The sequence below is a fragment of the Variovorax sp. 54 genome (assembly GCF_002754375.1).
Taxonomy (GTDB): Bacteria; Pseudomonadota; Gammaproteobacteria; order Burkholderiales; family Burkholderiaceae_C; genus Variovorax.
Genome location: NZ_PEFF01000001.1, coordinates 1,727,484 through 1,753,809, shown reverse-complemented (window position 1 = coordinate 1,753,809; position 26,326 = coordinate 1,727,484). Strand labels below are relative to the sequence as shown.

Below are 26,326 nucleotides of genomic sequence, written 5' to 3'. Positions count from 1 at the left end.
TCGACATGGCATCGATCAGCAGCATCGGCGTTGGCTCCAACCTTGACCTGGGCGCTTTGCTGACCCAGCTGCAGACCGCGGAGAACCAGCCGCTCGTGGCCCTGAAGGCCAAGCAGACCAGCTACAACAGCAAGCTCTCGGCCTACGGCACGCTGCAAAGCGCGCTCAACGGCATTCAGGCGGCTGCCAAGAAGCTGGGCGATCCGGCGCTGTTTCAGGCCATCACCGGCACGCCGAGCGTGAGCGGCATCCTGGCCGCGAGCGGCACCGACCCGCGCTCGGTCGGGACCTATGCCATCGACATCTCGCAGCTCGCGCAGGCGCAGTCGGTCATCGCGAAGGGCCAGGCCAACACCACCACGTCGATCGGCAGCGGCAAGATCACCATCGACTTCGGCAAGGTCTCGGGCGGCACGCTGGACCCGGCGACCGGTCAGTACACCGGCGCCACCTTCGACAAGGACATGACGCGCACGGCCAAGCCGATCACCATCGATGCGACGAACAACACGCTGGGCGGCATCCGCGACGCGATCAACGCGGCCAACGCGGGCGTGTCGGCCACCATCGTGAACGACGGCAGCGGCACGCCCAACCGGCTGGTGCTCACGTCCACCCAGACCGGCGAAACCTCGGCCATGCGCATCTCGGTGGACGGCGACGCCGCGCTGCAGAACCTGCTGGGCAACGACCCCGCCGGCACACAGAACCTGAAGCAGACCGCCGCGGCGCAGAACGCCAAGCTCACCGTCAACAACATCGCTGTCACCAGCACGAGCAACTCGGTGACCGACGCCATCCAGGGCACCACGCTCACGCTGGTGCAGACGGGCAAGCTCAACCTGGTGATGAAGGCCAACACGGCGTCGGTGAAGACGGCCATCACCGATTTCGTGAAGGCCTACAACGCGTTGCAGAGCACCGCGAAGTCGCTCACGGCCTTCGACACCGACGCCGAAACGGCCGCGCCGCTGGTGGGTGACTCGACCTTGCGCAACCTGCAGACGCGCATTCGTCAGGCACTGGTCGCGCCGCAGGTGGGCGGCCCGAACGACCTGAAGGTGCTCACGTCCATCGGCATCTCGTTCCAGAAGGACGGCACGCTGGCCATCGACAACGACAAGCTCGACAAGGCGATCGACACCAACCTCGAAGGCGTGGCCAAGCTCTTCTCCAGCGCCACCGGCAGCACCGCCGGCTACGGCAAGCAGCTCACGGCGCTGGTCGACGACCTCACCGGCAGCAAGGGCGCGCTCAAGGTCGCCACCGACGGCGTGACGACCTCGCTCAAGCAGCTCGACACCCAGTACACCGCCATGAAGGAGCGCGCCGACGCGACCGTGGAACGCTACCGCAAGCAGTTCGTGCAGCTGGACGTGGCGATGAACAGCATGAACAACACGTTGAAGTACCTCGCGCAGCAGTTCGACGCGATGAACGCCAGCAAGGGTTGAGGACCGGAGGCCGCATGTACAGCTCTCACCACTCCCGCACCGGCGCCGGCGTCTACGCACGTGTCGGCATCGAGACGCGCGCCATGAGCGCGTCGCCGCTGCAGCTCATCCACATGCTGTTCGATGGCGCGAAGACCGCCATCGGTGCGGCGCGCCTGCACATGGCGGCCGGCGACATCGGCGCCAAGGGGCAGGCGATTTCGAAGGCGATCAACATCGTCGACAACGGCCTGAAGGCCAGCCTCGACGCCGGGGCGGCCGGCGAGGCCGGCACCCAAATCGTCGGCAACCTCTCGTCGCTGTACGACTACGTCGTGCAACGCCTGCTGCTGGCCAACCTGCGCAACGACGTGCAGGCGCTGGACGAGGCCGACCGCCTGCTCGATCACCTGGCTTCCGCCTGGCGGGAGATCGACGACAGGCCTCCCAACTGATGCAGAGCGTGACTTGGGGACAGGAACAGATGGCCGTACGCAGCGAAATCGTGCATTGCTATGAACAGATCGCCACCAGCATCTCGGCGATGCTGGCGCTGGCGCGCGCCAAGGAGTGGGGGCGGCTTCCCGAGCTGGAGTCGCGGTGCGCGGTGGTGGTCGAGCGCCTGAAGGAGATCCAGCCGCTGGCGTCGCTGGAGCCCGCGCAGCGCGACATGGTGCTGTGCCTGCTCGAGCGCATCCGCACCGAGCAGGCCGAGCTGTCGGGGCTCATCAAGCCGCAGCTCGACGACCTGATCCGCCGCATGGATTCGCTGAACCACCAGAAGAACCTGGGCAAGGCCTACGGCCTCGCGCACTGACGCGCGCGACTTACCGGACACAGGACAACACCACCGTGGCCATGCTGGGACTCACCGGACTGATCGACGCCCTGATGGCCGCACGCCTGACGCCGCGGCTGGACCTGCTCGGCCTCAAGCCGGAGGCCACGGTGGGTGCGCCCGGTGCAGCGGTGGCCGTGCCGAAGACGGCGAACGACGTGCGCCTGCCGTCGCGTGCGGCGCTGGACCGGCTGGTGCCGTCGGGCGCGTCCGGTGGCGATGTGGCTGCGCCTCCGACTGGCGGTGCGCCGGCTTCGATCGACACCCGCCTGTCGGTGGCTGCGCGCGTGATCGGCGCGGTGCTGGCCGACCTGCAGGCCGAGCCCGGGCCGGTGCGCGGCGAAGCGCCGTTGCTGTCGCCCGTCTCGCGCCAAGGAGCGAACACCGCGGCACTCGCGGGCACGCTGGCGCAGACGGTGTCGGACAGCGGGCTGTTCTACGAATCGCACCTCGCCGAGTTCGCTGCGGGCACGCGCACGCTCGCGCAGATGGCGCGGGAGCCTCAGGCGCGTTGGGCGAGTCCGGTGATGGTGGCGATGACGACTGCAACAGCAGGGCAGGGTGTGGTGGTTGCGGCGACGGCGTTGGCGGCGACTGATGTTGCGACGCCGCCCGCACCGAATGCAGCAGCGCAAGCTCCCGGGGCTGATGCGCCCGAGGCCGCAACCGCACAACCCGCTCGCGTGGTCGCGCGCAGCGAAAGCGCCGCAGCGCCCGCACCGGATGCGGCGCGCGTGCAAGCGGCCTACGGCTTGTCCGATGCCGTGCCGGAAGTGCTCGCGCCCCGCATTGCGGAACAAGCACGCGCTGCAGTCGATGTCGCCCACACACCCGCCCCGCGCGGCGCCGAAGTGATCCACCCGCAAGCCGTCACCGTCGTGCACCAGCAGCTCGACCTGCTGGCCAGCGCCGCTTTCCGCTGGAGCGGCCAGGCCTGGCCCGAAGTGCCGATGGCGTGGGCGATCGAGGAAGAGCAAGCCAGGTCCGGCGCACGCGAAGGTGAACCTGCTGACGAAGAAGGCGCACGCCGCTGGTCGACCACCGTGTCGCTGGTGCTGCCGCGGCTGGGCGAAGTCGACCTGCGCCTGAGCCTCAGCGGCCCGACCGTGCAGGCGCACCTGCATGCACGCGAGAACGCCACCGTGGCGCGCCTGCGCGGCGACGCCGGCCGGCTCGCGCAACGCTTCGAGGCTGTCGGGCTTCAGCTGCAGCAGTTGCAGGTGACGGCGAAGGCTGCGGGATGAGCGATGAATTACGCAACCGCCACAGCGCCGTCGTGCTCTCGCACGCGGACACGCGCAAGGCGCCGGTCGTGGTCGCCAAGGGCTACGGCGTGGTCGCCGAATCGATCATGCGCGAGGCGCGCGCGCACGGGCTCTACGTGCATGCGTCGGCCGACCTCGTGAAGCTCCTGATGCAGGTCGACCTCGACCGCCAGATTCCGCCGCAGCTGTACCAGGCGGTCGCGGAAGTGATGGCGTGGATTCACGGGCTCGAAGGCGGCGCCGAAGTCCCGGCGGGGGATGTCGGACGTGCCATGTCTTGACGGATTGCATGTCAATAGAAAGTCATTGACCTATCGAGGTATTAACGGGGAGGCCTCGCGATTTAACTTTCACGGAGGCCGATAGTATTTATGTATTCAATCAAAGAAGCGATTGATAAATACTCAAAAAGTGTCATTTTGGTAACAATTGATTGTCCCCCGGTCGCGTGCCAACATCGGCTCTGAAATCATCGCTATCAGAGGAGGAGAGGGCGCGTCCTGGACGGAAATCCTGTTCGGTCTCTCGCCTTTTGTTCTATATGGTCTTTTAAATGTAAAACTTTGTGCATATAATGTATACATTATGAATTGACGCGCGGAGTGGACATGGAATCGGAAATGGAAGTAGACGTGGAAAATTGCAATGTCAACGCAGGCGGGGTGATTTCGAAGGAAATCGGCGAGATCAATCTGGCCTATATGCTGCTTGCACAGAAGCTGGTGAAGCGGGACCGCGCGGAAGCCATGTTCCGGCTCGGCGTGGGGCGCGAACTGGCCGATCTGCTCATGAACATGTCGCTCAGCCAGATCGTGAAGCTGGCCGCGTCCAACTTCCTGCTGTGCAGCTTTCGCCTGGACGACCGCCCCATGTTCGCGGTGGTCGGCGAGGGCAAGGAGCCCGCGCTGCAGCAGGCCCACATGTCGATCCTGATGAGCGCGGGCCAGGCGCAGGCCCGGGTGCCGTCGCGGATGCGCGAAGCGGGCTCGGCCAGCGCATGACCCGCAAGAGCATCCTGGGCGAGGTCCGGCAGGTGCAGCTCGCGGTCGAGCTCATCGGCCTGGGTGCGCGCCTGCAGTTCCTGGAGGCCGTGGTCACGCTGAGCCGCGAACGGCTGATCCGCCTGTACAAGGAACTCAAGGGCGTTTCGCCGCCCAAGGGCCTGCTGCCGTTCTCCACCGACTGGTACATGACCTGGCTGGCCAACATCCACTCGTCGATGTTCTACAACATATACCGCTTCATGCGCGACGAGGCCGGCGAGGGCGAACTGCCCGCGCTCATCAAGGCCTACCGCCTGTACACCGAGCAGGTCGAATCGCAAGGCAGCGAGGTCGTGCTCGACTTCACGCGCGCCGAGACCATGGTGCGTTTCTTCGATAGCGACATGCTGCAGCTGAGCCCGTGCAGCCGCTGCGGCGGCCACTTCGTGGCGCATGCCCACGACCACAAGCACGGCTATGTGTGCGTGCTGTGCCGCCCGCCCTCGCGCGCGGGAAAGGCGCGCAAGCCCAAGCTCGCGCCCGTGCGCCGCGCCGGCCTGATTGCCGGCGGCCCGGTGCTCGACATCGGCGGCGCGGTCTCGTGAAAGTGCCCCGGCGCCCGGCGCGGGTTTTTTGTTTTGGACGCCTCAGGGCATAGGGGAAGCGCGTGCTGGTTCTGTTGGGATATCTGGTGGTGATCGGCGCCGTGTTCGGCGGCTACGGCCTCATGGGCGGGCATTTCGGCGTGCTGTTCCAGCCGGTGGAGCTGCTCATGATCGGCGGCTCCGCGCTCGGCGCGTTCATTGCGGGCAACAACGGCAAGACCATCAAGGCGACCATCCGGGAGCTGCCGCTGCTGCTGCGTTCTTCCAAGCACAACCGCCAGCTCTACATGGACCTGCTGGCGCTGCTGTACGAGCTGCTCGCCAAGGCCCGCAAGGAGGGCATGATGAAGCTCGAGTCCGACGTGGAAGCGCCGGCGCAGAGCGAAATCTTCAGCCGCTACCCGACCATCCTGGCGCACGAGGGCATCACCGTGTTCCTGTGCGACTACCTGCGCCTGGTCATCAGCGGCAACACCGACGCGCACGAGATCGAGGCCCTCATGGACCACGAGATCGAGACGATCCGCCACGAGGCCGCCGTGCCCGGCCACAGCCTCTCGCGCGTGGGCGACGCACTGCCCGCGCTGGGCATCGTCGCGGCCGTGATGGGCGTGGTGCATGCGCTGGGCTCGGCCCACCTGCCGCCTTCGGAAATGGGCGCGCTCATTGCGCACGCCATGGTCGGCACCTTCCTGGGCGTGCTGCTGGCCTACGGCTTCGTGTCGCCGCTGGCCTCGCTGATCGAACAGAAGGTCGAAGAGGCCATGAAGGTTTATCAATGCGCCAAGGTCACGCTGCTGGCCAGCCTGAACGGCTACGCGCCGCAGCTGGCCGTGGAGTTCGGCCGCAAGGTGCTGTTCTCGACCGAGCGCCCGTCCTTCACCGAGCTGGACGACCACGTCCGCGAAGTCAAGGCGCGCTGATCCGCTGCCGGCCATGAGCGACGCGAAGCCCCGCATCATCATCAAGCGCGCCCACGGCGGCGGGCATGGCGGCGGCCATGCGGGCGGCGGCTGGAAGATCGCCTACGCCGACTTCATGACGGCCATGATGGCCTTCTTCCTCGTGATGTGGCTGCTGTCGATTTCGAGCCCCAAGCAGCGCGAAGGCATTGCCGAGCACTTTCGCATGCCGCTGCGCGTGGCGCTGGCCGGCGGCGACAAGAGCAGCCTGAGCACCAGCATGATCCCCGGCGGCGGCGCCGACGTGATGCACGCCGAGGGCGAGGTGCGCCACACCGAGGCCGACAGCGAGGACGCGGCCGACGCGAGCCGCCTGGCCGAGATGAAGAAGAAGCTCGACGAGCTGATCGAGAAGAGCCCGGTGTTCCAGCAGTTCCGCTCGCAGATCCTCATCGACATCACCACCGAAGGCCTGCGCCTGCAGATCGTGGACAGCGAGAACCGCCCGATGTTCGAGCTGGCCAGCGCCCGCGTCGTGCCGCACATGCGCGCCATTCTTCGCGAGCTGGCGCCGGTGCTCAACGGCCTGCCCAACAAGCTCACGCTGTCGGGCCACACCGACGCCATCGTCTACACCAACGACCGTTCGTACGGCAACTGGGAGCTCTCGGCCGACCGCGCCAACGCCTCGCGCCGCGAGCTGGTCACGGGCGGCATGACCGAGGACAAGGTGCTGCGCGTGATCGGCCTGGCCGACAGCATGCACCTGGACCGCGCCGACCCGCGCAACCCCATCAACCGCCGCATCAGCATCATCTTGCTGAACCACCGCACGCAGGAGCGCATCGAGCGCGAGAACAGCAACGACGCCGGCGCCACGCGCATCGGCCTGCCGCCACCGGCCGCGCAGGCCCGCACGGCGGCGGGACACACGGCGGGATAACAAGAACAAGGAAGCGGCCGCGCGCGTGAGCGTGGGCCCCGGAGCACCACAGATGGACCTCAGTCAATTCACCCAGGCCTTCTTCGTCGAAGCCATCGAGCTGCTGGCGGAGATGGAGCAGCTGCTGCTCGACCTCGACGTCGAGGCGCCCGACGGCGAACAGCTCAATGCCATCTTCCGCGCGGCGCACTCGATCAAGGGCGGCGCGGCCACCTTCGGTTTCACCGCCTTGACCAACACCACGCACGTGCTCGAAACGCTGCTGGACAGGGCCCGCCACGGGCAGCTGCACCTGAGCGCTCCGATGATCGATGCCTTTCTGGAAACGAAGGACGCCTTGCAAGAACAACTCACCGCCTACCAGGCCGGCAAGGAGCCGGACGCCGACCGGGTCGCCCACATCTGCGGCGTGCTGCAGCAACTGGCGATGGAGAACAACCACGCCGCAGCGCCCGCGCCGGTTCCCGCGCCCGCACCGGCGCCCGTCGTTCAAGCCGCAGCGCCGGCCGACGAAAGCGACAGCGACGGCGTGCTCGTCATCCGCTTCGCGCGCCTGTCCGACAGCGAATGCGACCTGCTCGCCGGCGAGCTGACCAACCTCGGCACGGTGCTGACGCGCACGCGCAGCAACGACCAGCTGACCGTGCGGCTTGCCACCACCTGCGACCCCGACGACATCGTGGCCGTGTGCTGCTTCGTCATCGACGAATCGCAGATCGACATCACGCGCGAGGTGGCACAAGAGGCCGACGTTGCCGCACCCGTGGTCGCAGTGGCAGAACCCATCGTGCAGCCACCCGCCGCACCGGCCCGTGCACCGGCCGCCGCCGCTCCTGCGCCCGCGGCACCCGTCAGTGCCAAGGAATCCAGCTCCATCCGCGTCGATGTCGAGAAGGTCGACCAGCTCATCAACCTCGTGGGCGAACTCGTCATCACGCAGTCGATGCTCACGCAGGCCGCGACCGTGCTCGACCCCGTGGCCTACGAGCGCTTTCTGAGCGGTCTGGGCCACCTGGAGCGCAACGCGCGCGACCTGCAGGAATCGGTGATGTCGATCCGCATGATGCCGATGGACTACGTGTTCAGCCGCTTCCCGCGCGTGATCCGCGACGTGAGCGCCAAGCTCGGCAAGCAGGTGCGCCTGGACACCTACGGCAAGGAGACCGAGCTCGACAAGGGGCTCATCGAACGCATCGTCGATCCGCTCACGCACCTGGTGCGCAACAGCCTGGACCACGGCATCGAGGCCCCCGACGTGCGACTGGCCAAGGGCAAGGACGCCACCGGCCAGCTGCTGCTGTCGGCGCAGCACCACGGCGGCAACATCGTGATCGAGGTGAGCGACGACGGCGCGGGCCTGAACCGCGAGCGCATCCTCGCCAAGGCACGCCAGCAGGGCCTGCCGGTGAACGACGCCATGCCCGACGAAGAGGTGTGGCAACTGATCTTCGCGCCCGGCTTCTCCACGGCCGAGCAGGTCACCGACATCTCGGGGCGCGGCGTGGGCATGGACGTGGTCAAGCGCAACATCCAGGAGATGGGCGGCCACGTCGAGATTCATTCGCGCGGCGGCCAGGGCACGTCGACGCGCATCGTGCTGCCGCTCACGCTCGCGATCCTCAACGGCATGTCGGTGCGCGTGGGCAGCGAGGCCTACATCCTGCCGCTGAGCTACGTGATCGAGTCGCTGCAGCCGCTGCCCGAGCACCTGCACTCCATCACCGCCGACGGCCACGTGATCCGCGTGCGCGGCGAGTACCTGCCGCTCATCGAACTGCACCGCGTGTTCGACGTGGCCGGCGCGCAGACGCAGCCCACGCAGGGCATCCTGGTGATCGTGCAGGCCGACGACAGCCGCTTCGCGCTGCTGGTCGACGAACTGCTCGGCCAGCACCAGGTGGTGGTGAAGAACCTGGAGACCAACTACCGCAAGGTGCCGGGCATTTCGGCCGCCACCATCGTGGGCGACGGCAGCGTGGCCTTCATCGTCGACGTGGGCGCGATGCCGCGCATCCAGCGCGCACAGGCCGCGAGCGCGGCGGCACTGGCCGGCGCGGCGCGCCGCAGCACCGACGCCCTCGCGTCCTGACACCGATTCATTCGACGGACGGCCGCATGAGGTTCGATTTCTTCCGGCGCCCCGGCGTCGACGGCAACGGCGTGCCCGCTGAAGCAGCTCTCGCCATTCCACCCGCAGTCGGCGCCGACGGCCACGTGGCCTACGCCATGCTGCTCGACGGCAAGCGCCGCGTGGTCGGCTACCGCATGGCCTGGCGCGCGGCCGGGCAGGGCACCGATGCCGGCGCGGCAGCCGGCGTCAAGGCGCTCATGGACACGCTGGGCCTGCACCTGAACCCCGGCGGCCACGGCTGGCTGCTGGGCGAACAGCGGGTGTTCGTCGATGTCACGGTCGATGCGCTGTTCCAGAGCGAGCTGCAGTCGCTGCCGCCGCGCAACGTCGTGCTGTGCATGAAGGCCGACGAACTGATGGACGCCGACATGCGCTCCATCCTGCTGTTCCTGCGCGAGCAGGGCTTCGGCTTCATGCTGTGCGGCGGCGTCGCGCTGCCGGACGACGACGAGCTGCGCGCCATCGTCACGCACCGCGAGGTGGCGCCGGCCCACCTGGCGGACGTGTCGCCCGCAGGCCCGGTGCCCATCGCCGCGCGCGTGGCGAACTGGGCCGAGTTCGAGGCCTGCGCCGCACGCGGCGTGCAGGTGTTCGTCGACGGCGCCGTGCGCCTGCCGCCGGCGCGCGACAGCGCCGACGCGCTGCAACCCGAGTCGCAGCTCATCGTGCACCTGATGCAGATGATCTTGCGCAACGAAGACGTGCGCGCCATCGAGGGCGCGCTCAAGCACGACGCCGCGCTCACCTACCGGCTGCTGCGCTACATCAACTCGCCGTCGGTCGGCTTGGCCGTGGAGATCCACTCGCTGCGCCATGCGGTCGCCATGCTTGGCTACTCTCCGCTGTACCGCTGGCTGTCGCTGCTGCTGGCCACCAGCAACAAGGTCAGCTCGCCCTTCATGATGAAGAAGGCCATCCTGCGCGGGCGCTTTGTCGAGCTGATGGGGCAGGGCATGCTGCCGCCCAGCGAGGCCGACAACCTGTTCGTCGCGGGCATGTTCTCGCTGCTCGACCAGCTGCTGGGCGTGCCGATGGAAGGCGTGCTGCGCAAGGTGCAGCTCACCGAGGCCGTGCAGCAGGCGATTCTTTCGCGCAGCGGCGTCTACGGCCCCTTCGTGGCGCTGGCCGAAAGCTGCGAGACCGACGACGGCCGTGCGGCGCGACTGTCCGAGGCGCTCTTCCTGAGCGCAGCGCAGGTCAATTCGGCGCAGCTGTCGGCACTGGTGTGGGCGCTCGACGCCGGCCCCGCCGTGACCGCGCCGCCTGCCTGACCCCCGGAAATGCAGGGCTTTTGCGCGTCTGATCGGCCGATTGGAAACGGCGGTTGCTGTGACCATTGAAAGTCACGCTTCCAGGCTGGCTGTGACGACCGAGTTCCTTTTTACCGACCACGACTTCTCCAGAATCCGGACCCTCATCCATCGCCGCGCCGGCATCGCCCTGGGCGAGCAGAAGCGGCAGATGGTGTACAGCCGGCTGTCGCGGCGCCTGCGCGAGCTGCAGGTGCCCGCGTTCGCGTCGTACCTGGACGAGCTCGAGGCGCGCCACGACGGCGACGAGTGGCAGCTGTTCATCAACGCGCTCACCACCAACCTGACTTCGTTCTTTCGCGAGGCGCATCACTTTCCCACGCTCGGCGCGCACGTGCGCAAGATGACCGGCCCGATCACCGTCTGGTGCGCCGCCGCCTCGACGGGTGAGGAGCCGTACTCGATCGCGATCACGCTGATGGAAGCGCTGGGCGACCGTGCGGGCTCGGCCCGCGTCATCGCCAGCGACATCGACACGGCCGTGCTGGCCAAGGCCGCCACCGGCGTCTTCACCACCGAGCAGGTACGGCGCCTGTCGCCCGAACGGCTGCGGCGCTTCTTCAACAAGGGCACCGGCACCAACGCCGGCAAGGTGCGCGTGCGCCCCGAGGTCGCCGCGCTGGTGAAGTTCTCGCGCGTCAACCTGCTGGACGGTTCCTGGGCGGTGAAGGAGCCGGTGGACGCGATCTTCTGTCGCAACGTGATGATCTATTTCGACAAGCCGACGCAGAAGAAGGTGCTCGACCGCTTTGCGCCGCTGCTCAAGCCGGGTGGCCTGCTGTTCGCCGGGCATTCCGAGAACGCCTCGCTCGTCAACCCGGCCTTCCGGCCGCTGGGGCAGACGGTGTACGAGCTGTCGCGCACGCCGGGCCTTGCATGAGCCTGGCGAGCCATCACTACTTCGACCGCGATGTCGGGCGCATGGCCGTCAAGCTGCTGCCCTCCGAGTACTACGTGACCACCGACCACACCGTGCTCAGCACCGTGCTCGGCTCGTGCGTGGCCGCCTGCCTGCACGATGCGCAGGCGGGCGTGGCCGGCATGAACCACTTCATGCTGCCCGACGACGGCGAGCCCGGTGCCGGCTCGATGCGCTACGGCGCCTACGCCATGGACGTGCTGGTGCGCGAACTGGTGCGCGCGGGCGCGCGGCGCGAGCGGCTGCAGGCCAAGGTGTTCGGCGGCGGCGCCGTGCTGGCCGGCATGACCACGCTCAACATCGGCGACCGCAACGCCGACTTCGTGCTGCGCTACCTGGAGGCGGAACGCATCGAGGTGGCGGCACAAGACCTGCGCGGACCGCATGCGCGCCGCGTGTGTTTCCTGCCCGAGAGCGGCAAGGCCGTGGTGCGCCGCCTGCGCGCGCAGACCGAGGTGCTGCGCGTGCGCCACGACGAAGGCGAGCTGCTGCGCCGGCTGTCGGTGCCCGGCCTGCCGCACGAGATCGACAGAACCAAAGGAAGCCGGTGAGCCTGACAAGCAAGAAGAAGATCAAGGTGCTCTGCGTCGACGATTCGGCGCTGATCCGCAGCGTGATGAGCGAGATCATCAACAGCCAGCCCGACATGACCGTGGTCGGTACCGCGGCCGACCCGCTGGTGGCGCGCGACCTCATCAAGGTCACCAACCCCGACGTGCTCACGCTCGACGTCGAAATGCCGCGCATGGACGGCCTGGAGTTTCTCGAGAAGCTCATGCGCCTGCGGCCGATGCCGGTGGTCATGGTGTCGTCGCTCACCGAGCGCGGCTCGGAGATCGCGCTGCGCGCGCTGGAGCTGGGCGCCATCGACTTCGTGACCAAGCCGCGCCTGGGCGTGCGCGACGGCCTGCTCAACTACACCGAACTCATCGCCGGCAAGATCCGCACGGCCGCGAGCGCGCGGTTGCTGCCGGCACGGCCCGCGGCCACGGCGGCGCGCCCCGCGCACGAGGCCGCGCCGGAGGCGCTGCTGCGCAGCCCGCTGCTGAGCACCGAGAAGCTGCTCATCATCGGCGCCTCCACCGGCGGCACCGAGGCCATCCGCGAGGTGCTACAGCCGCTGCCGCCCGACGCGCCCGCGGTGCTCATCGCGCAGCACATGCCGGCCGGCTTCACGCGCTCCTTCGCGCAGCGGCTGGACGGCCTGTGCCGCATTCGCGTGAAGGAGGCGGAGCAGGGCGAGCGCGTGCTGCCGGGCCATGCCTACATCGCGCCGGGCGGCTTTCACCTGTCGCTGGCACGCAGCGGCGCCAACTACGTGGCGCACCTGGACCAGGAGCCGCCCGTGAACCGCCACCGGCCGTCGATCGACGTGCTGTTCGATTCGGCCGCGAAGCACGCGGGCAAGAACGCCATCGGAATCATCCTCACCGGCATGGGCAAGGACGGTGCCGAGGGCCTGCTGCGCATGCGGCGCGCGGGCGCGCACACGCTGGCGCAGGACGAGGCCAGCTGCGTCGTCTTCGGCATGCCGCGCGAGGCGGTGGCGCTGGGTGCGGTGGACGAGGTGTCGCCCCTGAACGAAATCAGCCGCCGTGTCATGGCGCACCTGCGCACGTTCGGTGAACGCGCGAACCGGGTTTGACGACTTTGAATAACGACCTGTGGAGTTGGAAACATCGTGATCGATAAGAGCATCAAGATTCTGGTTGTGGATGACTTCCCGACCATGCGGCGCATCGTGCGCAACCTGCTGAAGGAGCTGGAGTTCCTCAACGTCGACGAGGCCGAGGACGGCGTGGCCGGCCTGGAGAAGCTGCGCGGCGGCAACTTCGGCTTCGTGGTGTCCGACTGGAACATGCCGAACATGGACGGCCTGACCATGCTGCAGACCATCCGCGCCGACCCCGAGCTGAAGAAGCTGCCGGTGCTGATGGTCACGGCCGAAGCCAAGAAGGAAAACATCGTCGCAGCTGCGCAGGCCGGCGCCAACGGCTACGTGGTGAAGCCTTTCACCGCGGCGACGCTGGAAGAGAAGATCACGAAGATCTTCGAGAAGCTGGCCAAAGAGGCGGCTTGATGTCTTGGGGTGTGCGTGGTCTGCCTTCGGGGCGCGATCACGCCGACGGGGCACCTTGCTCCGCGAATGTCCCCCGGCCTTCGGCCTCCTCCTTGATTTCGCTGCGCAAGGCACCCCATCAGCGTGATCGTTGTTCGCAGCGGTCGTTGATCGGCTGCGAACGCAGAGCGTGCCCAGGTGCGCAGGGCACTGGGTGCTCCCCGCAGCGAAATCAAGGAAGAGGGGCGCAGCCCCGGGGGACATTCGCGGAGGGGAGTACCCGGTGTCCTGTGCACGCACCCCGAAAGAACAACCGCAGCGCGCAACCCTATCGACAACTGACATGAACGACAACGCCCCGGACCCAGCGAACACCACCGAAGAACTGCTCGGCCGCATCGGCCACCTCACGCGCCAGCTGCGCGAAGGCCTGCGCGAGCTGGGCCTGGACAAGCAGGTGGCCAAGGCCGCGCAGGCCATTCCCGATGCGCGCGACCGCCTCAACTACGTGGCGGCCACCACCGAGCGCGCGGCGCACCGCGCGCTCAACGCCATCGACGTCGCGCAGCCGCTGCAGGAAGCACTGGCGACCGATGCCAAGGCCCTGACGCAGCGCTGGGACCAGTGGTTCGAGAACCCGATCGAACTCGACCACGCGCGCGAGCTCGTGCTCGACACGCGCGGCTACCTGAGCGACGTGCCGCAGCGCGCGAGCGCCATCAACACGCAGCTCATGGAGATCCTGATGGCGCAGGACTTCCAGGACCTCACCGGCCAGGTCATCAAGAAGATGATGGAAGTTGTCAACGACGTCGAGACGCAGCTGCTGCAGGTGCTCATCGACAACTCGCCGCCCGAGAAGCGCCACGAAGCGGCGCAGAGCCTGCAGAACGGACCGCAGGTGAAGGCCGGCAACCCCGATGCCGTGACCGACCAGTCGCAGGTCGACGACCTGCTGGAGAGCCTCGGGTTCTGAGTCGCTCGATTGGCCGAATTGCAGGGCGATACCGGCCCTGATCGGCGGATTGTTCCGAACCACCGGATTCAATAATTTGGGTCTGGGCAAGGCGTACTTCGCCAGTGCTGGTTCGGAGCATGAATGGCTGAGGAAAGCGATCTCGAGAAAACGGAACCCGCCTCCGAGCGGCGCCTGGAGAAGGCGCGCGAGGAAGGCAACGTGGCCCGTTCGCGCGAGCTCACCACCTTCGTCATGCTCGCCACCGCGAGCGCCGGCCTGTGGTTCGCCGCGGAGTCGCTCGGCGCGAGCATGAGCGGCGCGCTGCGCCACGGCCTGCAGTTCGACCGCGCCAGCGCCTTCGACCCCGCGCACATGCTCTCGCAGAGCGGGCGCATGGTGCTGCAGGCGCTCTTCGCCATCGGGCCGCTGTTCGCCATGATGGTCGTCGCCGCCGTGGCCGCACCGCTGATGCTCGGCGGCTGGATGTTCTCCGGCAAGGCCGTCGCACCCAACTTCGGCAAGCTCGATCCCCTGGCCGGCATCGGCCGCATGGTCTCGGCGCAGGCGCTGGCCGAACTCGTGAAGGCGCTCGCCAAGTCGGCGCTGATCGGCGGCGTGGCGTGGTGGGTCATCGTGGACGACATCGAGGCCGTGATGGCGCTCATGTCGCAGCCCGCGCACGAGGCGCTGCCGCATGCGCTCGTGCTGGTGGCCAAGCACTGCGCGCTGATCGCCGCCACGCTCTTCCTCGTCGCGCTCGTCGACGTGCCGTTTCAGCTCTGGAACTACTACCGCAAGCTGCGCATGTCGCGCGAAGACGTGCGCCAGGAGCACAAGGAAAGCGAAGGCGATCCGCACATCAAGGCGCAGATCCGCCGGCAGCAACAGCAGATGGCACGCCGCCGCATGATGGCCGAGGTGCCCAAGGCCGACATCGTGCTCACCAACCCGATGCACTTCGCCGTGGCGCTGCAGTACCTGGACAGCGACATGCGCGCGCCGCGCGTGGTGGCCAAGGGCACCGAGCTGGTGGCCGCGCGCATCCGCGAACTGGCGAAGGAACACAAGGTCGCGATCCTCGAAGCGCCGCCGCTCACGCGCGCGCTCTACCGCCACACGAAGCTGGGCGAAGAGATTCCCGCAGGGCTGTACACCGCCGTGGCCGAGGTGCTGGCGTGGGTGTACCAGCTCAAGCGATGGAACAGCGAAGGCGGTGAAGCGCCGCGCACGCCGACCGACCTGCCGGTGCCGGCCGATCTGCAGTATTCGCCGGCCACTGCATGAACGCGTTGAACGATTTGATGCGCCTGCCGGCGCGGATGTTCTCCGGCTCGCACGTGAAGGGGCTGGCGGGCCCGATCCTCATCATTCTCATCCTGAGCATGATGGTGCTGCCGCTGCCGCCGTTCCTGCTCGACCTGCTGTTCACCTTCAACATCGCGCTGTCGGTGATGGTGCTGCTGGTGAGCATGTACACCATGAAGGCGCTCGATTTCGCAGCCTTCCCTGCCGTGCTGCTGTTCTCGACGCTGCTGCGCCTGTCGCTCAACGTGGCCTCCACGCGCGTGGTGTTGATGCACGGCCACACCGGGCCCGACGCGGCCGGCAAGGTGATCGAGGCCTTCGGCCACTTCCTCGTAGGCGGCAACTTCGCGGTGGGCGTGATGGTGTTCATCATCCTCGTGCTCATCAACTTCATGGTGATCACCAAGGGCGCGGGCCGCATCGCCGAGGTGGGCGCGCGCTTCATGCTCGACGCCATGCCGGGCAAGCAGATGGCGATCGATGCCGACCTCAATGCCGGCCTGATCGGCGAAGAGATCGCCCGCAAGCGCCGCGCCGAAGTGGCACAAGAGGCCGACTTCTACGGCTCGATGGACGGTGCCAGCAAGTTCGTGCGCGGCGACGCGATCGCGGGCCTTCTCATCATGGTCATCAACATCATCGGCGGCCTGGTGGTCGGCATGGTGCAGCACGGGCTCGACTTTTCCACGGCCGGCAAGACCTACACGCTGCTGGCCATCGGCGACGGCCTGGTGGCGCAGATTCCGGCGTTGGTGATCTCGACCGCGGCCGGCGTGATCGTGTCGCGCGTGACCACCGACGAAGACGTGGGCAGCCAGCTGACGGGCCAGCTCTTTTCCAACCCGCAGGTGCTGTTCCTCACGGCCGGCATCGTCGGCCTGCTGGGCATGATCCCGGGCATGCCGAACCTGGCCTTCCTGCTGATCGCGGGTGGGCTGGTGTGGCTCGGGCGGCGGCTGGTGCAGCGCAAGCCGCAGGAGGCGGCGGAGCAGGCCGCAGCCGCTGCCGCCGCGCAAGGTGCGGCGGGCGTGCCGGCCGCGGCCGAGCAGGCCGAAGCCACGTGGGACGACGTGGCGATGGTCGATCCGCTGGGCATGCAGGTCGGCTACCGGCTGATCCCGCTGGTGGACCAGTCGCAGCAGGGCGAGCTGCTGGGCCGCATCAAGAGCATCCGCAAGAAGATCGCGCAGGAGCTGGGCTTCCTGGTGCCGGTGGTCCACATCCGCGACAACCTGGAGATCAAGCCCAACGCCTACGTCATCAGCCTGAAGGACGTGGAGATCGGCCGCGGCGAAGCCTTCCCCAACCAGTGGATGGCGATCAACCCCGGCCAGGTGACGGGCACGCTGACCGGCACGCCCACGCGCGACCCGGCCTTCGGCCTGGAGGCCACCTGGATCGACGGCAGCCTGCGACAACAGGCGCAGGTGTACGGCTACACCGTGGTCGATGCCTGCACCGTGATGGCCACGCACCTGAACCACCTGATCCACACCCACGCGGCCGAGCTGCTGGGCCGCCAGGAAGTGCAGCAGCTGCTCGACCAGATCGCCAAGACCGCCCCCAAGCTCACCGAAGACCTGGTGCCCAAGGTGCTGTCGCTGAGCACGCTGCACAAGGTGCTGCAGAACCTGCTCGACGAAGAGGTGCCGATCCGCGACATGCGCACCATCCTCGACGTGATGGCCGAGCACGCGCCCACGGTGAAAGACCCGACCGAGCTCACCACGCTCACGCGCCTGGCGCTGGGCCGCGCCATCACGCAGCAGCTGTTCCCGGGCGAAGAAGAGATGCAGGTGATCGGCCTCGACGGCTCGCTCGACAGCGTGTTGCAGCAGGCCCTGAACAACAGCAGCGGCATCGAACCGGGCATTGCCGACAACCTGCTCAAGCAGGCGCAGGCCGCCATCGTGCGGCAGGAGCAGATGGGGCTGGCGCCGGTGCTGGTCGTGCAGCACGCACTGCGCGTGCTGCTGTCGCGCTTCCTGCGGCGCAGCCTGCCGCAGCTCAAGGTGCTCTCGCACGCCGAGATTCCTGACGCCCGGACCATCAAGATCACCGCCGCCATTGGAGGACGAGCCGTTTGAATCCACAGACTGACGCGCGCGACGTGCGCACCACCGCACGCAAATTCGTCGCGGCCACCGGCCGCGAGGCCCTGCGCCTGGTGCGCGAATCGCTCGGTGCCGAGGCCATCGTGCTCACGCACCGCGCCACGGCGCAAGGCGTCGAGATCGTCGCGATGGCCGAGGGCGATGTGCAGGAGACCGTAGAGGCGGCCGTTCCTGCTGTCGCACCTGTCGTGACCGCATCCGCCGACCCCACCGTGCTCAGCGAGCTCCATTCGATGCGCGGCATGCTCGAGGAGCAGCTCGCCAGCGTGGTCTGGAGCGACAGCCAGCGCCGCGACCCCGTGCGCGGTCGCCTGCTGCGCACGCTGCTCGGCGCCGGCTTCAGCGCGCGCCTGTCGAAGGCCATGCTCGAGAAGCTGCCCATGGGCCAGAGCTACGCCGACGGCATGGCCTTCGTGCGCTCCGAGCTCGCGCGCGCGGTGCCGGTGCATGAAGACGAAGACGCGCTGTTCGCGCAGGGCGGCGTCTACGCGCTCATGGGCCCGACCGGCGTCGGCAAGACCACCACCACCGCCAAGCTGGCCGCGCGCTGCGTGATGCGCTTCGGCGCAGACAAGCTCGCGCTCGTCACCACCGACAGCTACCGCATCGGCGCGTATGAGCAGCTGCGCATCTACGGCCAGATCCTCAACGTGCCGGTGCATGCCGTGAAGGACGCGGCCGACCTGCAGTTGGTGCTGCACGACCTGCGCGACCGCCACATGGTGCTCATCGACACCGTCGGCATGAGCCAGCGCGACCGCGCCGTGCCCGAGCAGATCGCGATGCTCGGCAGCAGCCAGCGGCCGGTGAAGCGGCTGCTGCTGCTCAACGCCACCAGCCACGGCGACACGCTCAACGAAGTGGTGCACGCCTACCGCCAGGGCCATGCGCTGGCGGGCTGCATCTTCACCAAGGTCGACGAGGCCACGCACCCGGGCGCGCTGATCGACACCGTGATCCGCCACCGCCTGCCGGTGCACTACATCTCGGGCGGCCAGAAGGTGCCCGAGAACCTGGTGCGCGCCGACCGCGTGCAGCTGGTGGACAGCGTGTTCCAGCCGCGCCAGCACAGCCCGTTGTTCGTGCCGGCGGAAGCTGATCTGGCGGACGAGGCCGCGCCTTCGGCGCAGGCGCAGGGCGAGACCGATCGCCTGCGCTTGCGTTACCAGAGCCTGATCCGCGCGATGGCGCATGACGCGCAGGAACTGGCGACGACGGCTGGTGCGCTCGCCGGTGCGCACATCGGCTTCGACGGTGCGCGCACGCTGTGGCGTCAGGCGGGTGACGAGGCCATCGATGCCAAGGCCGTGCTGCACGACCTGTCGACTTACGCGCGCGGCGAAGTGGCTGCGGGTTGCGACACCCACGTGCTCGCGCTGGCCGGGCAGGTGGGCCTGCGCGCGACGGACAGCGGCGATGCCTACGTGTGCCACGGCAGCCTGCTGCTGTCCGACCGCGACGGCCTGCCGCTGGCGGCGCCGAATCAGTGGCTTTCGACCGCTGCGGCGCGCCAGTCGGCGCAACCGGGATCGCGTCAGGCGCAGTGGCTGGGGCAACAGGATTTCGGCAAGCGTCTCGTGCATGTGCTGGGCAAGCCGCCGGCCGTCGAACAGATGCTGGCGTGGCAGGCCGAAGGCTCGATGTGGCTGGCGCGCGCGCCGGGCAGCACGGCCGTGACCGACGTGCGCACCGGCGCCGCGATCACGCTCGCGCGCCTGGCCTTCGTGTTCGATGACGCGACCGAACGACCCGTGCGCTATCGCGGCAAGGCCGCGCTGCAATGCGAAGCGCAGGTCGAGGTGCTGCCACGTACCGCCATCGATCGCGACACCCTGTCCACGCTGCGCTGCGTGGCCGTGCGCGTGGTCGATGCGCGCAGCCGCAAGCCGCTGTCGCAGACCTGCGTGCTCACCAACCTGGGCGACGAAGTGAGCGCACCGCAGCTCGCGCAATGGCAGGGCTGGGCTGCTGACGCCGAGCCGTGCTTCCGCCTGCTGCGCGACGGCGTGCAGCTCGTGGGCGGCATGGGCGAGCCCGGCGATCCGCACATGATGAAGCGCCTGCTCGTCGCCGGCCAGGTCACGACCACCGTGTGGCGCCTGCTGCAGGCCGGGGGCGAATGGGCCGACCGCACGCGTCTGCTGCTGGGCCAGCTCACGGGCCGCGCCCCGCGTGCCGGCCGCGCCATGACGGGCGGCGCGCTGTACGCGGGCGTGGGCAAGCTGTTCCTGCTGCTCGATGCGCTGGGCACCGAATCGGCAGGGCCCGCGCAAGCGCCGCGCGCGCTGGAACGCCAGGGCTGAAGGTCATGAACGCACGCGTCACGGACCAGGCCGACGGGTTGCGGCGGCTGCTCGGGCAGGCGCCGGTGCGCGTCATCGCTGTCGCGGGCATGGGCCCAGGCGCGGGCGCGACCACAGTGGCGATGAGTCTGGGCGCCGCGTTGGCGCAGCAGGGTAAGGACGTGCTGTTGCTCGATGAGCATCACCCGAAGGTGCGCTCGGTGTGCGATGTGTGGGCGCTCGATCCACGCGGAACGCTGGCCGACGTGACGGGGCGGCGGTTGCGCATCGACCAGGCTGCGGCCAGCGCGGTGTGTGGTGTGCAGGTGTTGCCCGCATCACCCGGAGTGATCACCGACCCGCGCACGCTGTGGCCGCGCGGCATCGTGCTGGTCGATGCGGCCTTCGACGACGAAGGCCACCTGTCGCCGCTGGCGGAAGGCGCCGACGAACTGCTGCTGGTGCTGCAACCGCATCCGGCAGCCATCACCTCGGCCTACGCGGGCATCAAGCGCTTGCACCGAGCGCATGCGCTGAAGCAGCTGCGCTTCCTGCTCAACGGCGTGGCCGATGTGGCGACCGCGCAGCAGGTCATGCACAACCTCGCGCAGGCGGCCAGCCGCTACCTCGCGCTGTCGCTGCTGCCCGTGGGTTGGGTGCGCACCGACCCTTGGCTGGCCGACGCGGCGCGGCTGCGCCAGACCGTGGTCGAGGCTTTCCCTGCCAGCGCCGCAGCGGTCGATTTCCGCGCCATCGCCGACGACATGGGCCGTTGGCCGTGGCGCACGCCCGCGCGGCCGGCCGTGTTCCCACAGGCGCTCGCCGCCTGAGACACGACGACGAGGACGGACGGCCGTGTACACCGCGCAGGGCACCATCGAGAAATCGCATCTGCTGGAACAGCACCAGCCGCTGGTGCGCCGCATCGCGCTGCAGATGATGGCGCGGCTGCCGGCCAGCGTGGAGCTGGACGACCTGATCCAGGCCGGCATGCTCGGCCTGCTCGATGCGTCGAGCCGCTACCAGGACCACCGCGGCGCGCAGTTCGAGACCTTCGTCAGCCAGCGCATCCGCGGCGCCATGCTCGACGAGCTGCGCGCCAGCGACTGGGGTTCGCGCGGGCTGCGCCAGTCGGCGCGCGGCATCGAGAAAGCGATCCAGGCGCTGGGCCACCGGCTGGGCCGCGCGCCCACCGAAGGCGAGATCGCGAAGGAGCTGAAGGTCGACCTGGACACCTACCAGTCGATGCTGCAGGACATCCAGGGAAGCCAGCTGCTGTACGTGGAAGACTTCGCCAAGGGCGACCCCGACAATCCCTTTCTCGACCTGCACGCGCAAGATGCGCGCAAGGGCCGCGGCCAGTTCGACGACCCGCTGGCGCGTCTGCTGGAGAGCGGCTTCCGCCACCAGTTGGTCGACGCGATTGGCGAGCTGCCTGAGCGCGACCAGCTGCTGCTCAAGCTCTACTACGAGGAAGAGCTGAACCTGCGCGAGATCGGCGCGGTGCTCGAGGTGAGCCAGTCGCGCGTGTGCCAGCTGCACGGGCAGGCGGTGAGCCGGCTGCGTGCGAAGCTCAAAGACGCGCTGTAGAAAAACTCAACTGGCGTAGCGCGCGTCGAGCGCATCCAGCTCGGGCTTGCGCACCAGTCGCTGCCGCTCGGCGAAGGGCGCGACCAGCGACGGGTCTTCGTCCATGCGCCGTGTGTCGCGCAGCACCGTGAGCGCCTTCTGCATGCCGGCTAGCGCGCCCTGCAGCGCGGCATTGGCATACAGCACGATGCCGTAGCCCAGACCACCGAGTTCCTCGGCACCGAAGATCGGTGTCTTGCCGCCGATCACCATGTTCATGAGTTGCGGCTTCGCAAGCCGCTGCGGCAGCGCGCGAATTTCGTCAGCCGTGGTGACGGCTTCGACGAAGAGGATGTCGGCGCCGGCCTCGCTGAACTTCTGCGCGCGCTCGATCGCGGCCTCGAAACCCAGCGTCGCCGCCGCGTCGGTGCGCGCCATGATGAGCAGGTCGGGGTCGGTGCGGGCATCGACAGCGGCCTTGATCTTGTTCACGGCTTCCTCGGTGGAGATCACGTCCTTGCCCGCGAAATGGCCGCAGCGCTTGGGCGCGACCTGGTCCTCGAACTGGATGCAGTCGGCGCCCGCGCGCTCCAGCACGCGCACCGTGTGGCGCACGTTCAGCGCATTGCCGAAGCCGGTGTCGGCATCGACGATCAGCGGCAGGTTCACGGCGTCGCGGATGCGCGCCGTGTGGTCGGCGATCTCGTGCAGGCCCATGAAGCCCTGGTCGGGCAGGCCGAACCACATGTTGGTGACGCCCGCGCCGGTGACGTAGATGGCCTCGAAGCCCAGGTCTTCGATGACGCGCGCCGACAGCGCGTTGAAAGCGCCCGGCACCAGCACGCCGCGGCGGGCCTCGGCCAGGGAACGGAGGGTCTTGCGAGTCGACATCGGAATTTCCTGTGAATGGATCTGAAAGCTCAAAGGGCATCTCCGGGTACACGGACCCAGCCTTCCATCAACACGCGGGCGCTGCGGCTCATGACGGCCTTGGTGACCTGCCATTCGCCATCGACCTGATTGGCCTGCGCACCCACGCGCAAGGTGCCCGAGGGGTGGCCGAAGCGCACGGCCTCGCGTGCGCCGCCGCCGGCCGCGAGGTTCACCAGCGTGCCGGGAATGGCGGCGGCGGTGCCGATGGCCACGGCCGCCGTGCCCATCATGGCGTGGTGCAGCTTGCCCATCGACAGCGCGCGCACGAGCAGGTCGATGTCGCCGGCCGCGACGGCCTTGCCGCTCGAGGCCGTGTAGCCCGCCGGCTTGGCCACGAAGGCGACCTTGGGTGTGTGCTGGCGGCTGGCCGCTTCGTCGAGCGTGCGGATCAGCCCCATGCGCAGCGCACCGTGCGCGCGGATGGCCTCGAAGCGGGCGAGCGCGGCGGCGTCGCCGTTGATCGCGTCCTGCAGCTCGGTGCCGGTGTAGCCGATGGCGTCGGCGTTCACGAAGACGGTGGGGATGCCGGCGTTGATCATCGTGGCCTGCAGCGTGCCGAGGCCGGGCACCTCGAGGTCGTCGACGAGGTTGCCGGTCGGGAACATCGCGCCGCCCGCGCCGTCTTCTTCGGCGGCGGGGTCCATGAATTCGAGCTGCACCTCGGCCGCGGGGAAGGTCACGCCGTCGAGTTCGAAGTCGCCGGTTTCCTGCACCGCACCGCCGGTCATCGGCACGTGCGCGACGATGGTCTTGCCGATGTTGGCCTGCCAGATGCGCACGACGGCCACGCCGTCGCGCGGTACGCGGTCGGCATCGATGAGGCCGTTGCTGATCGCGAACGGCCCGACAGCGGCCGACAGGTTGCCGCAGTTGCCGCTCCAGTCGACAAAGGGCCGGTCGATCGACACCTGGCCGAACAGATAGTCCACGTCGTGGTCGGGCCGCTCGCTCTTCGACAGGATGACGGTCTTGCTCGTGCTCGACGTCGCGGCGCCCATGCCGTCGATCTGCTTGCCGTAGGGGTCGGGGCTGCCGATCACGCGCAGCAGCAGCGCGTCGCGTGCCTTGCCCGGCACCTGCGCGGCCTCGGGCAGGTCCTGCAGGCGGAAGAACACGCCTTTGCTGGTGCCGCCGCGCATGTAGGTGGCGGCAATCTTGATCTGCGGAATGTGCGGCATCGTCAGTCGGCTTTCGTGGCGGCGAGGAAGTCTTGTGCGAAGCGCTGCAGCACCCCGCCGGCTTCGTAGATGGACACCTCTTCGGCGGTGTCGAGGCGGCAGGTCATGGGCACGTCGAGCCGTTCACCGCTCTGGCGGTGCACGACCAGCGTGAGGTCGGCGCGCGGGGTGCGCTCGCCGGTCACATCGTAAGTCTCGGTGCCGTCCAGGCCCAGCGTGAGGCGGTTCGTGCCCGGCTTGAACTCGAGCGGCAGCACGCCCATGCCGATCAGGTTGGTGCGGTGGATGCGCTCGAAGCCCTCGGCCGCAATCGCTTCGACGCCGGCCAGCCGCACGCCCTTGGCGGCCCAGTCGCGCGACGAGCCCTGGCCGTAGTCGGCACCGGCCACGATGATCAGCGGCTGCTTGCGCAGCATGTAGGTCTCGATGGCTTCCCACATGCGCATCACCTCGCCCTCGGGCTCCACGCGCGCCAGCGAACCGGCGCGCACCGTGCCGTCGGCCTTGCGCACCATCTCGTTCTTCAGCGTCGGGTTGGCGAAGGTGGCGCGCTGCGCCGTGAGGTGGTCGCCGCGGTGGGTGGCGTAGGAGTTGAAGTCTTCCTCGGGCAGGCCCATGCGGTGCAGGTACTGGCCGGCCGCGCTGTCGAGCAGGATCGCGTTCGACGGCGACAGGTGGTCGGTCGTGATGTTGTCCGGCAGGATCGCCAGCGGTCGCATGCCCTTGAGCGTGCGTTCGCCGGCCAGCGCGCCTTCCCAATACGGCGGGCGGCGGATGTAGGTGGAGGCGGGGCGCCAGTCGTACAGCGGCGCCACCTTCTCGCCCGTGTCGGGCTGGATCGCGAACATCGGCTCGTACACCTGACGAAAGTGCGCGGGCTTCACGCTGGCCTTGACGATGGCGTCGATCTCTTCGTCGGTCGGCCAGAGGTCTTTGAGGCGAATCTCCTTGCCGTCGACGACGGTGAGCACGTCTTTCTCGATGTCGAAGCGCACGGTGCCTGCGATGGCGTAGGCCACCACCAGTGGCGGCGAGGCCAGGAAGGCCTGCTTCGCGTACGGATGGATGCGGCCGTCGAAGTTGCGGTTGCCCGAGAGCACGGCGGTGGCGTACAGGTCGCGTTCCACGATCTCCTGCTGGATGGCCGGATCGAGCGCGCCCGACATGCCGTTGCACGAGGTGCAGGCATAGGCCACCACGCCGAAGCCCAGCTGTTCGAGTTCGCGCATCAGGCCCGCATCTTCCAGATACAGCGTCACCGCTTTCGAGCCCGGCGCCAGCGAGGTCTTGACCCAGGGCTTGCGCGTCAGGCCCACGCGGTTGGCATTGCGCGCGAGCAGGCCCGCGGCGATCACGTTGCGTGGGTTGCTGGTGTTGGTGCAGCTGGTGATGGCCGCGATGATCACCGCGCCGTCAGGCATCTGGCCGGGCACGTCGTCCCACGGGGCGGCGATGCCGCGCGCGGTGAGGTCGGCCGTGGCCACGCGCGCATGCGGGTTCGAAGGGCCGGCCATGTTGCGCACGACCGTCGACAGGTCGAAGTGCAGCACGCGCTCGTATTCAACGTCGCCCAGCGTGTCGGCCCACAGGCCCGCCTGTTTCGCATAGATCTCGACGAGGCGCACCTGCTCGTCGGCGCGGCCCGTGAGGCGCAGGTAGTCGAGCGTCTGCGTGTCGATGGCGAACATCGCGGCGGTGGCACCGTACTCGGGCGCCATGTTGGAGATGGTCGCGCGGTCGCCCAGCGTGAGGCTGGCCGCGCCTTCACCGTGGAACTCGAGGTACGCGCCCACGACCTTCGCCGCGCGGAGGAACTCGGTCAGCGCGAGCACGACGTCGGTGGCCGTGATGCCCGGCTGCGGCCGGCCCGCGAGGCGCACGCCGACGATGTCGGGCAGCCGCATCCACGAGGCGCGCCCGAGCATCACGTTCTCGGCCTCGAGCCCGCCCACGCCGATGGCGACCACGCCCAGCGCATCGACGTGCGGCGTGTGGCTGTCGGTACCGACCAGCGTGTCGGGGTAGGCCACGCCGTCCTGCGCATGCACGACGGGCGACATCCGCTCCAGGTTGATCTGATGCATGATCCCGTTCCCCGGCGGGATCACCTCCATGTTGCGGAAGGCCCGCTTCGTCCATTCGATGAAGTGAAAGCGGTCTTCGTTGCGCCGGTCCTCGATGGCGCGGTTCTTCGCGAAGGCATCGGGGTCGAAGCCGCCGCACTCCACCGCCAGCGAATGGTCGACGATGAGCTGCACCGGCACCACGGGGTTCACCTGCGAGGGGTCGCCGCCCTGTTCGGCGATGGCGTCGCGCAGGCCGGCCAGGTCGACCAGCGCGGTCTGGCCGAGGATGTCGTGGCAGACCACGCGCGCAGGGAACCACGGAAAGTCATGTTCGCGCCGGCGCAGGGCGAGCTGCGTGAGGCTCTGCACGAGGATCGCCGGGTCGCAGCGGCGCACGAGGTTCTCGGCATGCACGCGCGCGGTGTAGGGCATCGTGGCCCAGGCGCCGGCGCGGATGGCTTCGATGGCTTCGCGTGCATCGAAGTAATCCAGCGCGGTGCCGGGAAGGTTCTTGCGGTAGTCGGTGTTCATGG

At 68.4% G+C, this 26,326-nt stretch carries 24 protein-coding genes; 21 read left to right on the top strand and 3 right to left on the bottom strand.

Annotated features, from left to right (window positions below):
- The first annotated feature begins 5 nt into the window (after nucleotides 1-5).
- The 21 genes from fliD (at nucleotide 6) to CLU95_RS07765 (ending at nucleotide 21,637) form a co-directional block, all read left to right on the top strand.
- The gene (gene fliD, locus CLU95_RS07865) at nucleotides 6-1,454 is read left to right on the top strand and encodes a flagellar filament capping protein FliD (protein ID WP_099791982.1); all 1,449 of its coding nucleotides are present in this window, start codon (nucleotides 6-8) and stop codon (nucleotides 1,452-1,454) included.
- Nucleotides 1,455-1,468: 14 nt separating this feature from the next.
- The gene (gene fliS, locus CLU95_RS07860) at nucleotides 1,469-1,888 is read left to right on the top strand and encodes a flagellar export chaperone FliS (protein WP_099791980.1); all 420 of its coding nucleotides are present in this window, start codon (nucleotides 1,469-1,471) and stop codon (nucleotides 1,886-1,888) included.
- A gap of 29 nt (nucleotides 1,889-1,917) precedes the next feature.
- Complete coding sequence (locus tag CLU95_RS07855) at nucleotides 1,918-2,250, top strand: flagellar protein FliT (RefSeq protein WP_257214557.1); 333 nt, start codon at nucleotides 1,918-1,920, stop codon at nucleotides 2,248-2,250.
- 41 nt (nucleotides 2,251-2,291) lie between these two features.
- Nucleotides 2,292-3,515 (top strand): flagellar hook-length control protein FliK, encoded by a 1,224-nt coding sequence (fliK, locus tag CLU95_RS07850; RefSeq protein ID WP_099797165.1) that lies wholly within the window; start codon nucleotides 2,292-2,294, stop codon nucleotides 3,513-3,515.
- Nucleotides 3,512-3,817, top strand: coding sequence for an EscU/YscU/HrcU family type III secretion system export apparatus switch protein (locus CLU95_RS07845; RefSeq protein WP_099791978.1), 306 nt, complete (start codon nucleotides 3,512-3,514; stop codon nucleotides 3,815-3,817). Before fliK ends, CLU95_RS07845 begins: the two co-directional genes overlap by 4 nt.
- A 339-nt stretch (nucleotides 3,818-4,156) precedes the next feature.
- Complete coding sequence (gene flhD, locus CLU95_RS07840; protein WP_099791977.1) at nucleotides 4,157-4,537, top strand: flagellar transcriptional regulator FlhD; 381 nt, start codon at nucleotides 4,157-4,159, stop codon at nucleotides 4,535-4,537.
- Nucleotides 4,534-5,124, top strand: coding sequence for a flagellar transcriptional regulator FlhC (gene flhC / locus CLU95_RS07835; RefSeq protein WP_099791975.1), 591 nt, complete (start codon nucleotides 4,534-4,536; stop codon nucleotides 5,122-5,124). Before flhD ends, flhC begins: the two co-directional genes overlap by 4 nt.
- Before the next feature lie 62 nt (nucleotides 5,125-5,186).
- Nucleotides 5,187-6,047: a flagellar motor stator protein MotA gene (gene motA / locus CLU95_RS07830; RefSeq protein WP_099791973.1), complete on the top strand. Its 861-nt coding sequence runs from the start codon at nucleotides 5,187-5,189 to the stop codon at nucleotides 6,045-6,047.
- A 13-nt stretch (nucleotides 6,048-6,060) separates the two neighbouring features.
- A complete protein-coding gene (gene motB / locus CLU95_RS07825) occupies nucleotides 6,061-6,969 on the top strand; it encodes a flagellar motor protein MotB (protein WP_257214556.1) in 909 nt (302 codons plus the stop codon).
- A 52-nt stretch (nucleotides 6,970-7,021) separates the two neighbouring features.
- On the top strand, nucleotides 7,022-9,058 hold the full coding sequence (gene cheA / locus CLU95_RS07820; RefSeq protein WP_099791971.1) for a chemotaxis protein CheA: 2,037 nt from the start codon (nucleotides 7,022-7,024) through the stop codon (nucleotides 9,056-9,058).
- A 26-nt stretch (nucleotides 9,059-9,084) separates the two neighbouring features.
- Nucleotides 9,085-10,371 (top strand): EAL and HDOD domain-containing protein, encoded by a 1,287-nt coding sequence (locus CLU95_RS07815; RefSeq protein ID WP_099791969.1) that lies wholly within the window; start codon nucleotides 9,085-9,087, stop codon nucleotides 10,369-10,371.
- Nucleotides 10,372-10,462: 91 nt separating this feature from the next.
- Nucleotides 10,463-11,290, top strand: a complete 828-nt coding sequence (locus CLU95_RS07810) for a CheR family methyltransferase (RefSeq protein WP_099791967.1) — start codon at nucleotides 10,463-10,465, stop codon at nucleotides 11,288-11,290.
- Entirely contained in the window at nucleotides 11,287-11,880 is a 594-nt protein-coding gene (gene cheD, locus CLU95_RS07805) for a chemoreceptor glutamine deamidase CheD (RefSeq protein ID WP_099791965.1), read from the top strand. The genes CLU95_RS07810 and cheD overlap by 4 nt, the downstream gene beginning before the upstream one ends.
- Before the next feature lie 2 nt (nucleotides 11,881-11,882).
- A complete protein-coding gene (locus tag CLU95_RS07800) occupies nucleotides 11,883-12,974 on the top strand; it encodes a protein-glutamate methylesterase/protein-glutamine glutaminase (protein ID WP_099797164.1) in 1,092 nt (363 codons plus the stop codon).
- A 39-nt stretch (nucleotides 12,975-13,013) separates the two neighbouring features.
- On the top strand, nucleotides 13,014-13,409 hold the full coding sequence (gene cheY / locus CLU95_RS07795; protein WP_180288722.1) for a chemotaxis response regulator CheY: 396 nt from the start codon (nucleotides 13,014-13,016) through the stop codon (nucleotides 13,407-13,409).
- A 322-nt stretch (nucleotides 13,410-13,731) separates the two neighbouring features.
- On the top strand, nucleotides 13,732-14,364 hold the full coding sequence (cheZ, locus tag CLU95_RS07790; RefSeq protein WP_099791961.1) for a protein phosphatase CheZ: 633 nt from the start codon (nucleotides 13,732-13,734) through the stop codon (nucleotides 14,362-14,364).
- 123 nt (nucleotides 14,365-14,487) lie between these two features.
- Nucleotides 14,488-15,630 carry a flagellar biosynthesis protein FlhB gene (flhB, locus tag CLU95_RS07785; protein ID WP_099791959.1) on the top strand — a complete coding sequence of 381 codons (1,143 nt, stop codon included), beginning with the start codon at nucleotides 14,488-14,490 and terminating at the stop codon, nucleotides 15,628-15,630.
- A complete protein-coding gene (gene flhA, locus CLU95_RS07780) occupies nucleotides 15,627-17,738 on the top strand; it encodes a flagellar biosynthesis protein FlhA (RefSeq protein ID WP_099791957.1) in 2,112 nt (703 codons plus the stop codon). The genes flhB and flhA overlap by 4 nt, the downstream gene beginning before the upstream one ends.
- Nucleotides 17,735-20,068 (top strand): flagellar biosynthesis protein FlhF, encoded by a 2,334-nt coding sequence (gene flhF, locus CLU95_RS07775; RefSeq protein WP_099791955.1) that lies wholly within the window; start codon nucleotides 17,735-17,737, stop codon nucleotides 20,066-20,068. The genes flhA and flhF overlap by 4 nt, the downstream gene beginning before the upstream one ends.
- A 5-nt stretch (nucleotides 20,069-20,073) precedes the next feature.
- Complete coding sequence (locus CLU95_RS07770) at nucleotides 20,074-20,877, top strand: MinD/ParA family ATP-binding protein (protein WP_099791953.1); 804 nt, start codon at nucleotides 20,074-20,076, stop codon at nucleotides 20,875-20,877.
- A gap of 25 nt (nucleotides 20,878-20,902) precedes the next feature.
- Nucleotides 20,903-21,637 carry an RNA polymerase sigma factor FliA gene (locus tag CLU95_RS07765; protein ID WP_099791951.1) on the top strand — a complete coding sequence of 245 codons (735 nt, stop codon included), beginning with the start codon at nucleotides 20,903-20,905 and terminating at the stop codon, nucleotides 21,635-21,637.
- A gap of 6 nt (nucleotides 21,638-21,643) precedes the next feature.
- On the opposite strand, the gene CLU95_RS07760 is transcribed toward CLU95_RS07765, so the two are convergent.
- The 3 genes from CLU95_RS07760 to acnD are packed head-to-tail and all read right to left on the bottom strand — an operon-like array spanning nucleotide 21,644 to nucleotide 26,324.
- Nucleotides 21,644-22,507, bottom strand: coding sequence for an isocitrate lyase/PEP mutase family protein (locus CLU95_RS07760; protein WP_099791949.1), 864 nt, complete (start codon nucleotides 22,505-22,507; stop codon nucleotides 21,644-21,646).
- 29 nt (nucleotides 22,508-22,536) lie between these two features.
- Nucleotides 22,537-23,727, bottom strand: coding sequence for a 2-methylaconitate cis-trans isomerase PrpF (prpF, locus tag CLU95_RS07755; protein ID WP_099791947.1), 1,191 nt, complete (start codon nucleotides 23,725-23,727; stop codon nucleotides 22,537-22,539).
- A gap of 2 nt (nucleotides 23,728-23,729) precedes the next feature.
- A complete protein-coding gene (gene acnD, locus CLU95_RS07750) occupies nucleotides 23,730-26,324 on the bottom strand; it encodes a Fe/S-dependent 2-methylisocitrate dehydratase AcnD (RefSeq protein WP_099797163.1) in 2,595 nt (864 codons plus the stop codon).
- Nucleotides 26,325-26,326 lie beyond the last annotated feature (2 nt).